The following is a 12,935-nucleotide window of genomic DNA, read 5'->3' on the forward strand; positions in this document are numbered from 1 at the left end:
GGATGATGCCGGCTCCCTTCGACAACAATACGCTGAACAGGCGGTAGATCTCGGCCTTGGTGCCGACGTCGACGCCGACCGTCGGCTCGTCGAAGATGAACAGCCTGGCGCCGTGGGCCAGCCATTTGCCGATGACGATCTTCTGTTGGTTGCCACCGGACAGGCTGGACGCCAGTGCACTGCGCGTCGGCGTCTTGATCCTGAGATCGGCGATCTGGCGGTCGGCCTGGGTCCTTTCCTGCGCATTGGAGATCAGCAGATTGTTCGAGATGCGCTTGTAGATCGGCAGGTTGAGATTGAGGCCGACCGAAAGGTTGAGGCACAGACCCTGATCGCGACGGCTTTCCGGCGCCAGCGCCATGCCAAGCTTGATCGCGTCATGCTCGGAGTTGATCTGGACCGGCTTGCCTTCCCACAGGATCTGGCCGGCCGATTTACGGTGGCGGCCGTAAAGCGTGGTGACGAACTCGCTGCGCCCGGCGCCGATCAGGCCGTAGAGCCCGACGATTTCGCCGGCTCGGACCGTCATCGATACATTCTCGAAGCCTTTGCCGGAAAGGTTCYTGGATTCGAGGATCGCCGCGCCCGGTGTGAAATGTTCCTTGTGGTAGATCTGTTCGATCGAGCGGTTGATCATCATCTTGACCAGCTCCGCGTCGTTGGTCTCGGCGATGTTGCGGGTGCCGACCAGCGTGCCGTCGCGCAGCACGGAAACACGGTCAGCCAGCTCGAACACTTCCTCCATGCGGTGGCTGATGTAGATGATCGTCACGCCCTCGCCCTTCAGCCGGCGGATCAGGGTGAAGAGCTGGTCGGCCTCCTTGCGGGTCAGGTAGGCGGTCGGCTCGTCGAAGATCAGGAATTTCGTGCCGCGCACGGTGGCGCGGGCGGCGGCGATCAGCTGCTGCTGGCCGATGGTTAGGTCGCCGAGCGTGACATGCGCCGGCAGATCGAAGCCGAGATCGTCGATGATCTTCTGCGCTTCCTTGACCATGGCGCGCTGCTGCAGGATGCCGAAGCGCGAATTCTCCTCGCCGAGGAACATGTTGGCTGCCACCGTCAGGTGACGGCAGAGTACGACCTCCTGGTGCACGGCATTGATGCCGAGTGCCATCGCCTCATGCGGTGTCGCCAAGGCTGCCGGCTGGCCCTCCCAGATCACCTCTCCGGAGGTGCGCGGCATGACGCCAGTGAGAAGCTTGATGAGCGTCGATTTGCCGGCGCCGTTCTCGCCGACGATGGCGTGGATCTCGCCCGACTTGAAAGCGAGGTTGACCGGCTTCAGGGCGTGGGTGCCGGGATAGCGCTTCTCCAACCCGCGCAATTCGAGGATGGTCCGCCCTGGTTCCAGCACGGGTGCCGGATGCAGTTCCTGCGCCGTCGACGTCATGACAATCCTCCCAGATTGGCCTCACGATTGGCACGCTGCAAGGCAAGGATAGGCCTCGAAAGGCAGCCTAGCTCAAGCTTGTGGATTGCCAAGCCGTTTGTGCCGGCAGTGGATGTTTCCGGGGCGCGAGGCCCCGGAAACGATTTGGATGCGACGGCTCAGAGCTTCGGGTTGAGCAGGGCGTCGATCTTCGGGTCTTTCATGTTGGCCTTGGTGACGAGGTTGGCGCCGGTGTCGACATTGGCCTCGACCTTCTCGCCCTTCGAGGCGGCGAGCGCCGTCTTGATGCCGTCATAGCCCATCCGGTACGGGTCCTGGACGACGAGGCCGGAAATGACGCCGTCATTGAGGAACTTGATCAGCTTCTCGTCGCTGTCGAAGCCGATCAGCCCGACCTTGCCGGCAAGTTTGTTCTCGGCGATCGCCTGGCCGACGCCCTGCGCCATAATCAGGTTGGAGGCGAAGATGCCCTTCAGGTCCGGATTGGCAGTGATCAGGTCGGTGGCGATGTTGAGGCCGGTGGTGGCCTGGCCGTCGGCATATTTGTCGGCGACGAGCTCGAGGCCCGGATATTTTGCCTTGAGCTGTTCCTTGAAGCCCTGGGCGCGCTGTTCCAGCGAGCCGGCACCGGGAAGTGCCGTGATCAACGCGACCTTGCCCTCGACCTTACCGCCATTGGCTTCGCCGATGGCTGCTGCAAGACCGTCCGCGGCGACGCGGCCACCCTGCACGTTGTCGGTGGTCAGGAACGAGGTGAAGGCCTTGGAGTCGGCGCCGGAGTCGATGCCGATGACCTTGACCTTGGCAGCGGCTTCGTCGATCGGCTTGCCAAGCGCCTTGGCTTCGGTCGGCGCGATGACGACGGCGGCCGGGTTGCCGGCGACGGCATTCTCGAGGATCGAGATCTGGCCGTTGACGTCGGTTTCAGCCTGGGCGCCGAGTTCCGGTACGTTGACGCCCAGGTCCTTGCCGGCCTTGCGTGCGCCGGCCAGAACGATCTGCCAGTAGAAGGACGTCGTGTCCTTGACGATGATCGGAATGGTCACGTCCGCCGCCGAGGCCGGCGCCGAGTGCATGACGCCGGCGAGCATCGAAGCTGCTGCCAACGTCATCACGGCGCGGCGGTTGAGAATGCTGGTTACGAATTTCATTAGGAATCCTCCCTAAGTCGCCCGGTGAACGTTACGGAAGCTCCGTCCGGATAGGCGTGGCCCAAACAGAACTTTATCAATAAAAAACATTTACAGTGTTTTGATAGTGCATCGACCTGTCCGATGCAAGCGGTGTTTCGCTTCAACCCTGCCGAGGTCTGGCAGGGGCAAAATAACCGCGCCACTCCTCCCTTGCCGCCGTCAAATGCTCCCGTTCCGTTCCGTGAAGACATGGAATATTAATTCCACTCTTTAGTCAATATGGAATATTCATTCTTTTATGAGATCGCAAGAATGTGAAGCATGGGTCAGCTTTCACGGGGGGGGTGGATGGGAGCTTCACGCCAGCTCCTGCACCAGAGTATAGGGTCGGTATCTGGCGTATTCCGCCTCGGGCACGTCGACGTCGAGCAATTCGAGGTTGCGGGTCAGGTTTGCCAGCTTGGCGGTGCCGGTCAGCACCGTGGCGACCGCGGGTTCATGCAAGGGGAACTGGAACGCGGCAGCGGCCAGCGGATAGCCACCCTCGGTGGCGATCCTTTCCATCGCACCGACGCGGTCCAGCACGTCGTGGTTGGCGGGCAGGTAGTCGAAATGCGCGCCTTGCACAGGCCCGGTCGCCAGGATGCCGGAGTTGAACACACCGCCGATGACCAGTGACGTTTGTTGTGCCCTGCACAATGGCAGCAGTTCCGCTTCGGCGCTGCGGTCGAGCAAGGAATAGCGGCTGGCGAGCAGGATACAATCAAGTGGCGCGCGACGCATCACATCGAGGCAGATCTGGACCTCGTTGACGCCAAGCCCATAGGCGGAAATGACGCCGGAACGCTTCAGCTCTTCGAGTGCCTTGAGGCCGCCATCCATGAACTCGCGAAAATGCAGTTTGGTTTTCTCGACGCCATGCGTATAGGCGCCGATGTCGTGGACGAACAGGATGTCGATCTTGTTGAGGCCAAGCCGCGCATAGCTGAAATCGACCGAACGCATGATGCCGTCATAGGAATAGTCATAGTCCAGCGCGAACGGCAGCGGGTCGACATAGGAGTGATCGGGAACACGGTCGTCCGGCACGGGGCGGAACAGGCGGCCGACCTTGGTCGACAGCACATAGGAGTCGCGCGGCTTGTAGCGCAGGAAGTCGCCGAAGCGGCGTTCCGACAGGCCGAAACCGTAGAAGGGTGCGGTGTCGAAATAACGCAGGCCGGCCTCCCAGGCGCCTTGCAGCGTTTCCATTGCCGACTCGCGCGAACAGGCGCGGTAGAGACCGCCGATCGCGGCGCCGCCAAAGCTGATCTCGGTGACCTCGAGCGCGGTCTGACCGATGCGGCGCTTGTTCATGCGAAAACCTCCCTGTTGCCGACCGTTGTCCGGTTGGCAGCCTTCAGATGTCAGTTCAATCTAGAGCAATTCCTGGAAAGACGTGTAACGGTTTTCCCGGGAAAAGCGCATAGCGCTTTCCCTTGGGAATTACGCAAAAACAACGGGTTAGAGCGTTGCACCAAGATGCCAGGGCACGAACTCGTTGTCGCCGTAGCCGAAATCCTCGCTCTTGGTCTTGCGGCCGGAAGCCGTCTCGACGATCAGTTCGAAGATCTCGCGGCCCATGCCGGCGATGGTTTTCTCGCCCGAGGCGATGACGCCGCAGTTGACGTCCATATCCTCTTCCATTGTGTGATACATGGTCGAGTTGCTGGCGACCTTGATCGACGGCGTCGGCCGACAGCCGAAGCACGAGCCACGGCCGGTCGTGAAGACGATGACATTGGCGCCGCCCGCCACCTGTCCGGTGGCCGAGACCGGGTCGTAGCCGGGCGTGTCCATGAACACCAGTCCGTTGCCGGTGACCTTTTCGGCATAGCCGAAGACGCCGTTGAGCGGCGTCTGGCCGCCCTTGGCGACCGCGCCCAGCGACTTCTCCAGGATGGTGGTAAGGCCGCCGCGCTTGTTGCCGGGCGAGGGGTTGTTGTCGATCGAGGCGCCATGCTTGGCGACGTGATCCTCCCACCACTTGACGAAACCGTCGAGCTTCTGCGCGATCTCCGGTGTTGCCGCGCGATAGGCGAGCAGGTGCTCGGCACCATAGATCTCGGTTGTTTCTGAAAGGATGCCGATGCCGCCGACGCCGGCCAGGATGTCGACGGCTGCGCCCAGCGCCGGATTGGCCGTAATGCCAGACATGCCGTCGGAGCCGCCGCATTGTAGGCCGACGACGATCTCACTGACCGGGATCGGCTCACGCTTCAGCTGGCCGACTTCCTCCGCGATCTCGGCCAGCACCAGCATCGCCTTTTCGACCGATTTGCGCGAGCCACCCGCGTCCTGGATGTTGAAGTGGCGTTTGCCGGCGGCAGCGCCCTTCTGGCCATAGAGGGTGAGCTGATTGACCTCGCAGCCGAGCCCGACCATCAGCACGCCGCCGAAATTGGGGTGGCGGGCGTAGCCGGCGAGCGTGCGATGCAGCACCATCATGCCGTCGCCGGTGCCGCTCATGCCGCAGCCCTGGCCGTGGACGATCGGGACGAAACCGTCGATGCCGGGATATTTCGGCAGCAGGGTCCGGTTGGCTTGGTCGGCGATGGCATGGCAAACCGTGGCCGAGCAATTGACGCTGGCGATGATGCCGATGAAGTTGCGCGTACCCGCACGACCATCGGCGCGGCGATAACCCATGAAGGTGCGGCTGCGGTCGGCTTCTGTCGCATGCTCGGCCTCGCTCGGCGGCACTACGGGCAAACGGCCGGATTCGAAAACCAGATTGTGCGAATGAACGTGCTCGCCCGGCGCGATGTCCTGTGTCGCGCGGCCGATTGCCTGGGCGTATTTCACCACGGCCTCGCCGGCGGCGATCGGCTTGATGGCCACCTTGTGGCCGGGCTCGATCAGCGCAGTGGCGACGGCACCGCCCGGCAGCGTGGTGCCGATCTCGATGCGGCCGTTGGCGACGGCGACATTGTCGGCGGGAGACAGAAGAATGCTGTTGGAGGCGTTCACGGGCGGTTTCCTGGGTGATCCTGGGATGCGCGGGCGGATTGACACGCGCCTGTTAAAAGATAATGTCTTTTATCGTGAAAAAACAGTTTTGCGTCAATTGTTTTTTCGCTGGGGAGTTCCGCATGTCCTTGGGTGTTCCGAAAGCGATTTAGCTTTTCAGGGGTCATGGGAACGTCATATTGCGCTTCAAGCCAGCAGCCGCAAGCGACGGCGTGCAACGGGTCAGGGATGTCGAAGAGCAACAACGTCTACAAGGATGCCTACAACAGGTGCCTCAGGCTGCTCGATGAAACACGTAGCCTGCCTTCGGAGCCGGAGCTGGGTACATTGCTTGGTGTCAGCCGGACGACCGTCCGCACCATCTTGGCGCGCATGGAAGAGACCGGGCTGATCGCCTGGAACAAGCGCGCCAAGACGGTGCTGCGCGAACCGCGTCCCGATGATTTCTTCCCCGAGGAAGAGACCGACACGCTAGCCGAGATCATCGAACGGTCGTTCATGCGACGGCTGCTCGCCAGCGGCGCCGAGGCAGGCATGCAGATCAACGAACTCGAACTGGCGCGCGAGATCGGCGTCGGCACCACCAGCGTGCGCGAGTTCCTGATCCGCTTCTCCCGCTTCGGCCTGATCGAGAAGCGCCGCAACAGCCATTGGGTGCTGAAGGGCTTTACCCGTGCCTTCGCGCTGGAACTGACCGAAATCCGCGAGATGTTCGAACTGCGGTCGGCGGCGGCCTTCGCCGCTCTGCCGCAGGACAGCGCGGTCTGGACCGATCTCGACCGGCTGGAGGACGAGCATCGCCAGCTGGCAAGCGAAATCGCCACGCGCTTCAACGAATTCTCGGAGCTGGATGAGCGCTTCCATCGGCTCATCCACCGGGCGTCGCACAACCGCTTCATCGTCGATTTCTACGACGTCATCGCCATGATCTTCCACTATCACTACCAGTGGAACAAGGCGCAGGAGCGCGAGCGCAACGAGGTCGCGATCGGTGAGCATCTCGCCTATATCGCGGCGCTCAAATCGCGCGACCTCGGCAAGGTCGACGCCGCCTGCCGCAAGCACCTGAAGTCGGCGCGCCAGACATTGCTGACCTCGATCCCGGAGAGCCGGCCGCCCCTGAAACCCTGATATGCCGCGTTGCCGCAGCATCGAATTGCCGATTTTCGACCTGTCCCCTCCCGTGATAGGTATCTCTCCGGTGATTGCTTGATGAGGCAGATCGTTTGAACAGCCGGGAGAAGCGGTGGAGCATTCTGGTCGCGCTTGTCGCGGCCCATCTGCTGCTGCTCCAGTCGACGCTCGGTGCGTTCGCCTTCGGCACTGCGCCGAATGCGTCACAACTCGATGCCTTCGGCAACGTCATCTGCACCCGTGAGGGTGCGACCCAGCTTCCTGGCGGCAACCCGCCACCGTCGCATCTGCCGGCATGTTGCGTGCTTGGCTGCAGCATGTTTTCGCCGGCCTTTGCGCCGCCACCCGTTGCGGGGTTGGCACTGGGGGCGCGTTCCTTTGAGGCCGTCGCCTTCGTCTTTCCGGCGGCCATCCATCTCGACTTTGCGCGTGAGCGCTCGCCGTCGAATCCGCGCGCGCCGCCGCGGACGGCCTGAGTCTGTCTGCCCGGCGGAACCTTTCGCGGGCGTACCCATCCAAACATCAAACTGTCCGCGACCGGTAACGGCGCGACCTTCACTTCATGGAGCAACCATGTCCCAATTTTTTCGCATCGCCGCGCGTCCTATGCCCGGCAGCTTGTTGCGCAGCTTCGAGGCGCGCCTTGGCATCGCCGTACTGGCTTTTGCGCTGTTGTTCGCCGGCGCCCAGACCGGCTTCGCGCATGGGTTCAAGATCGGCGATCTCGAGATCGGGCACCCCTGGTCACGTGCAACGCCGGCAGGCGCCAAGGTGGCCGGCGGCTATTTCACCATCACCAACAAAGGCAGCACGTCGGACCGGCTGCTGTCGATTTCCACCGACATCTCGGACAAGGCCGAACTGCATGAAATGAGCGTCAAGGACGGTGTCATGACCATGCGGCCCGTTGCCGGCGGCCTGGAGATTCCGGCCGGCGGCAAGGTCGCACTGGCGCCTGGCGGCTATCATTTGATGTTCATCGGCCTGAAACGGCAACCCAAGCAAGGCGAAACCTTCTCCGCCACGTTGACCTTCGAGAAGGCCGGCACCGTCAGCGTCGACTTCGCCGTCGAGGGCATGGGCGGCGCCACGGACGACCATGCCGATTGATCGCACCATTTCGACAAAATCTGAAATCAGAGGGACCATTATGAACAAGTACCTTTTGTCGGCCGGTGCGCTTTTTCTCCTCGGGACAAGTGCTGTCTTCGCGCACATCACGCTCGAAACCCAGGAAGCGGCCGTCGGCTCGACCTACAAGGCTGTCTTGCGCGTGCCGCATGGTTGCGACGGCAAGGCGACGATCGCCGTGCGCGTGCAGATCCCGGAAGGGGTGATCGCGGTGAAGCCGATGCCGAAGCCGGGCTGGACGCTGCAGGTCAAGAAGGGCAAGTACGACAAATCCTACCAGCTCTACGGTCAGGCGGTGACCGATGGGGTCAAGGAAGTCGACTGGAGCGGCGGCAGCCTGCCGGATGAATTCTATGACGAGTTTGTATTCCGCGCGACGCTGACGGCCGATCTGCCCGTGGGCCAGAAGCTCTACTTCCCTGTCGTGCAGGAATGCGACGGCGCCGCCGATCGCTGGATCGAGATCCCGGCAGCAGGACAGGATGAAGACGCCCTGGAAAATCCGGCGCCCGGCATCAAGCTGTTGCCGAAGAAATGATGTCTTTCGGCGGCGCACTTCGTTCGCGGAATGCGCCGCCATTTCATGGCAATGGCATGATCGCGATATCCTCACTGCGGATGATTCACATGGCCAGCAAGCTCGTCAGCCGGGTTGCCGGGGGCTTTCTGGCGATGATGATGCTGCTCATCGCCATGGCCTCGACTAGTCCGGCCTTTGCCCATGCCGCGTTGATCAAGACCGACCCGGCCGACGGTGTGGTGCTGGCACAGGGGCCGGCACAGTTCTCGCTGACCTTCAGCGAGCCGGTCTCACCGCTGGTGCTGACGCTGGTGAAGCCCGACGGCACGCCGGTTCCGCTGACCGCTTTCCGCCTCAGCGACCAGACGGTCGAAATCGACAATCCGCAGGACCTCAAATCCGGCACGCATGTGCTGAGCTGGCGCGTCATCTCCGCCGATGGTCATCCGGTCGGCGGCTCGCTGCTGTTTTCCATTGGCGCACCAACGGAGCCGCCGGTCGCCTCCGAGGCCGTCGACTGGCCGCAGCGGTCGGCAATCTGGCTCGGCAAGGTTCTTCTCTACATTGGTCTTTTCCTTGGCGTCGGCGGCGCTTTCGCCCTTGCCTGGCTGACCCAGGGCGGGCCGTCCGGCCGGCGTTTCGCTATCGGGGCAATCCTGTGCGGGCTGGTCGCGGCCCCGCTGTCGCTCGGCTTGCAGGGGCTTGATGCGCTCGGGGCGCCGCTCTCCCATCTGGCGCAGCCGGTCATCTGGCGGACCGGGCTCGATACCAGCTTCGGCTGGACGGTGCTGGCCGCCTTGATCTCGCTGGGGCTCGGCCTGCTGTCGCTGGCCGGGCCACGTTTGGCCGCCAAGCCGGTCGCGCTGGCTGGACTTGCCGGTGTGGGTATTGCGCTGGCCGCCAGCGGCCATGCCAGTGCCGCCGAGCCGCAATGGCTGACGCGACCCATGGTGTTCCTGCACGGCGTCGGCATCGCCTTCTGGGCCGGCGCATTGATGCCGCTCTGTCTGGCGCTGAAAGGTCAGTCGGCGGAGGTCGCGCCATTCCTGCGGCGGTTCTCACGCATGATCGTGCCGGTGGTGGCCATGCTTGTCGCTGCCGGCATCGTGCTTGCCGTCATCCAGGTGCAGACGCTGGCGGCGCTGGTCAATACCGCCTATGGCAAGCTGCTCTTGATCAAGCTCGGGCTGCTGGTCTTCCTGTTCACGCTTGCCGCCGTCAACCGCTGGAAACTCACCGCATCGGCCGAGGCCGGAGCGACGGAAGTGCAGCGCAGGCTCGCCCGCTCGATCGGCGTCGAAATGCTGATCGTGCTGGCGATCTTCGCTGTTGCCGCGGGCTGGCGCTTCACGCCGCCACCACGGGCACTGGCGATCGCCGCGGCCCAACCGGTTTCGGTCCATATTCACGCGCTGCAAGCGATGGCGGATCTCAGCATCACACCCGGCCATGCCGGACCGGTCGTCGCCTCGATGATCATCATGACCGGCGATTTCGGACCGCTCGACGCCAAGGAGGTGACGCTGGTGTTGTCGAAGCCCGATTCAGGCATTGAGCCGCTCAAACGTGCCGCGACCAAGCCCGGCGATGGCAGCTGGCGTGTCGACGACCTCGTCATCCCGGTTCCTGGCCGCTGGACGGTGCGCATCGACATCCTGGTCTCGGACTTCGAGATGGTGAAGATCGAAGCGCCTGTCGATATCAGACCGTAAAAACTGGACCGCCAAGTGCCCCGAAACTTGGCCGATGCAACACAATTCGGCGAGGCGGTTGACGCGGCCCGAAAGGCCCGTCAATCATCTCGCCGAAGAATGGGCATCCCGGCAAACCGCGAGCTCGAACCAACAAGATCCGAAAGCAGGGAAGAAACGATGGAAAAAGCCGAAATCGGCCTGATCGGCCTTGGCACGATGGGCTCCAACCTGGCGCTCAACATCGCCGAGCACGGGCACCGCATCGCTGTCTTCAACCGCACCAGGGCACGCACCGACGCTTTCGTCGAGAATGCCGGCGCGCTGAAGGACATGGTGGTGCCTTGCTACAGCCTGGAAGAACTCGCCGCCGCGATCCGACCGCCACGCCCGATCATCATCATGGTGCTGGCTGGCAAGCCGGTCGACGAACAGATCGAAGCCCTGCGTGGCGTGCTGTCGGCCAACGACATCGTCATCGATGCCGGCAACGCCAATTTCCGTGACACGATGCGGCGCTTCTCCGAGCTTTCGGGCTCGGGTCTGACTTTCATCGGCATGGGCGTGTCCGGCGGCGAGGAGGGCGCGCGCCACGGGCCGTCGATCATGGTCGGCGGCACCGAGGATTCCTGGAAACGCGTCGAGAAGGTGCTGACCGCGATCTCCGCGAAATTCAACGACGAGCCCTGCGCGGCGTGGCTCGGCACCRACGGCGCCGGCCATTTCGTCAAGACCATCCATAACGGCATCGAATATGCCGACATGCAGATGATCGCTGAAATCTACGGCATCCTGCGCGATGGCCTCGGCATGGGGCCTAAGGATATAGGCACGGTGTTTTCCAACTGGAACAAGGGCAGGCTCAATTCCTACCTGATCGAGATCACCGCCAAGGTGCTGGCCGCAGACGATCCGAAGACCGGCAAGCCGGTGGTCGACATCATCCTCGACCGCGCCGGCCAGAAGGGCACCGGCAAATGGTCGGTCATCGAGGCGCAGCAACTCGGCATTCCGGCGACCGCGATCGAGGCGGCCGTGGCGGCGCGCGTGCTGTCGTCGATCAAGGACGAGCGGCAGGCGGCGGAAAAAGCCTATGGCAATATCGGCGTGACGAAGATTTCCGGCGACAGGGACGCATTGCTTGGAGATCTCGAACTGGCGCTTTTCGCAGGCAAGATCGCCGCCTACGCGCAAGGCTTTGCGGTGATGAGCGGCGCCTCCAAGGAGTTCAACTGGAACCTGCCGATGCCGACCATCGCCAGGATCTGGCGCGCCGGCTGCATCATCCGCTCGCAGATGCTCGACACCATGGCCGAGGCGTTCGGTTCCGGCGGCGCATCGACCAATCTTCTGATGGCGCCGGCCTTTATCGCCCTGATGCAGGAAGCGCATCCGTCGCTGCGGCGTATCGTGGCAAGGGCATCGGAGGCAGGCTCCCCGGTGCCGGCGCTGTCTTCCGCACTTGCCTATTTCGACAGTTACCGCCAGGGCCGCGGCACCTCGAACCTGATCCAGGCGCAACGCGACTTCTTTGGCGCGCACGGCTTCGAGCGTATCGACGGACCGGGTGCATTCCACGGGCCGTGGGGCAGCGGTGCGGCTGGCTGAAAAATGGCTAATCCAGCGAGCGCCGATAGGCCAGGACCTCGCTCGGTACGCTCAGGCTCTGCAGCGTGCCGGGCGCGGCGCCGCCGATCCAACCGAGAACGGAGCGGGCGAGTTCGGAGCCCGCCAGCCGGAAATTCTCGTTGACGACCAGCAATTCCGTGCGAAACAGATGCAGCAGGTCCGACGATTGCTTGGACACGACATCGACGTCACGACCAAGCTTGAGGCCGGCATCCTCGATGCCGGCGACGATGGCCAGTGTCGCGGCGGCGGCGCTGCTGACGAAGCCGTCCGGCCGGTCTTCGCGGCGCATCACTTGCGCGGTCCGGCTCCGGATCTGCTCGATCGTATGGTCGATAGAAACAGTGTTGAAGGGGACTTCACTGGCGCCGACCTCGCTCAGCGCATCGGCAAAGCCGTTGACGGTATGACTGTGGTAGGTCAGCCCGACGGGCGGTGACAACAAAGCGAGCCGGCGGCGGCCGATGCCGGCCAGACGACGCACGGCTTCCACCGCAAAAGCGTAGTTGTCGAAATCATGATAGGGGTGGACCAGCCCCATATCGGTGCGGCCATGCGTGGCAAAGGGAATGCCGTGCTCCAGCATGTAGCGGGCCCGTGGGTCATTCGGCTGCGTGCGTGAGATGATGACGCCGTCGGCCGAGCCCGTCTCGACCAGATAGCGTATGGGGTCGAGCGGATCCTGCGAGCGCGAATAGGGCGTGACGATCAGATGGTAGGGTGTGTCGGCAATGACCTCCGAAACGCCGTAGATGATGTCCGAGACGAAGCTCATGATCTCGCGCTCGGTGTTGAGCACGAGACTGATGACATTGGTCCTGCCGGTGCGCAGGCGCACGCCGGCGCGGTTCGGCCGGTAGCCGATCTGCTTGGCGACTAGCTGGACACGGCGCCTTGTTTCGGCGCCGATTTCCGGAGCGTCCTTCAAGGCCCGCGACACGGTGGTGACGCCGAGCCCGGTCATGAAGGCAAGCGTCTTCAACGTCGGCCGTCCCTGCGCCAACGCCTCTTCGTTGTTTTCCGTACGCCGTTTGTCCATTCGTCCCGCCCGTCAGGCGCATAGCAGCCGCAGGCCGGATCGGCAATCGCCGCCACAGCGATACGGTATGCGTTCCAGCCCCGGCAAGCGTCAATATACTGAAACGTTACAGATTGCCAATATCGAGATGCCGCCACTCGCGGCGAGGCCGACGGCTGTCTTGCGGAAATCCATTGGGATTGCAGAAGAAATCGCTTTTGTCATCGCCTTTGCCGGCTTTCACGCGCAGTTTGATGTCCTGCAGTGCAGCGATCCATGC

General features: G+C 63.0%; 12 protein-coding genes. 7 read left to right on the forward strand and 5 right to left on the reverse strand.

Annotated elements, in window-relative coordinates; all coding sequences use genetic code 11:
• The 4 genes from ACXJ7R_RS12980 to ACXJ7R_RS12995 form a co-directional block, all read right to left on the reverse strand.
• Positions 1-1,390: sugar ABC transporter ATP-binding protein (locus tag ACXJ7R_RS12980; protein WP_457152182.1), on the reverse strand; the 1,390-nt coding region annotated here is incomplete at its 3' end.
• A 158-nt stretch (positions 1,391-1,548) separates the two neighbouring features.
• On the reverse strand, positions 1,549-2,541 hold the full coding sequence (locus ACXJ7R_RS12985; protein ID WP_457152183.1) for a substrate-binding domain-containing protein: 993 nt from the start codon (positions 2,539-2,541) through the stop codon (positions 1,549-1,551).
• Positions 2,542-2,880: 339 nt separating this feature from the next.
• Positions 2,881-3,879 carry an aldo/keto reductase gene (locus tag ACXJ7R_RS12990; RefSeq protein ID WP_457152184.1) on the reverse strand — a complete coding sequence of 333 codons (999 nt, stop codon included), beginning with the start codon at positions 3,877-3,879 and terminating at the stop codon, positions 2,881-2,883.
• Between the two features lie 147 nt (positions 3,880-4,026).
• The gene (locus tag ACXJ7R_RS12995) at positions 4,027-5,532 is read right to left on the reverse strand and encodes a UxaA family hydrolase (RefSeq protein WP_457152185.1); all 1,506 of its coding nucleotides are present in this window, start codon (positions 5,530-5,532) and stop codon (positions 4,027-4,029) included.
• 228 nt (positions 5,533-5,760) lie between these two features.
• On the opposite strand from ACXJ7R_RS12995, the gene ACXJ7R_RS13000 reads away from it, so the two are divergent.
• The 6 genes from ACXJ7R_RS13000 to gndA all read left to right on the forward strand — a co-directional run bounded on the left by ACXJ7R_RS13000 (position 5,761) and on the right by gndA (position 11,616).
• A complete protein-coding gene (locus ACXJ7R_RS13000) occupies positions 5,761-6,663 on the forward strand; it encodes a GntR family transcriptional regulator (protein WP_457152186.1) in 903 nt (300 codons plus the stop codon).
• A gap of 122 nt (positions 6,664-6,785) precedes the next feature.
• A complete protein-coding gene (locus ACXJ7R_RS13005; RefSeq protein ID WP_095085006.1) occupies positions 6,786-7,142 on the forward strand; it encodes a DUF2946 family protein in 357 nt (118 codons plus the stop codon).
• A gap of 97 nt (positions 7,143-7,239) precedes the next feature.
• Positions 7,240-7,776, forward strand: a complete 537-nt coding sequence (locus ACXJ7R_RS13010; protein WP_457152187.1) for a copper chaperone PCu(A)C — start codon at positions 7,240-7,242, stop codon at positions 7,774-7,776.
• A 40-nt stretch (positions 7,777-7,816) separates the two neighbouring features.
• Positions 7,817-8,335 carry a YcnI family copper-binding membrane protein gene (locus tag ACXJ7R_RS13015; RefSeq protein WP_457152188.1) on the forward strand — a complete coding sequence of 173 codons (519 nt, stop codon included), beginning with the start codon at positions 7,817-7,819 and terminating at the stop codon, positions 8,333-8,335.
• Between the two features lie 89 nt (positions 8,336-8,424).
• The gene (locus ACXJ7R_RS13020) at positions 8,425-10,029 is read left to right on the forward strand and encodes a copper resistance CopC/CopD family protein (RefSeq protein WP_457152189.1); all 1,605 of its coding nucleotides are present in this window, start codon (positions 8,425-8,427) and stop codon (positions 10,027-10,029) included.
• A gap of 159 nt (positions 10,030-10,188) precedes the next feature.
• The gene (gene gndA, locus ACXJ7R_RS13025) at positions 10,189-11,616 is read left to right on the forward strand and encodes an NADP-dependent phosphogluconate dehydrogenase (protein WP_457152190.1); all 1,428 of its coding nucleotides are present in this window, start codon (positions 10,189-10,191) and stop codon (positions 11,614-11,616) included.
• 7 nt (positions 11,617-11,623) lie between these two features.
• Here gndA and ACXJ7R_RS13030 read toward each other — a convergent pair whose 3' ends face one another.
• On the reverse strand, positions 11,624-12,676 hold the full coding sequence (locus ACXJ7R_RS13030) for a LacI family transcriptional regulator (RefSeq protein WP_457152191.1): 1,053 nt from the start codon (positions 12,674-12,676) through the stop codon (positions 11,624-11,626).
• A gap of 67 nt (positions 12,677-12,743) precedes the next feature.
• Here ACXJ7R_RS13030 and ACXJ7R_RS13035 point away from each other — a divergent pair.
• A partial coding sequence (locus tag ACXJ7R_RS13035; RefSeq protein WP_457152192.1) for a hypothetical protein occupies positions 12,744-12,935 on the forward strand: 192 nt, incomplete at its 3' end.

This window comes from Mesorhizobium sp. P5_C1, assembly GCF_054049815.1.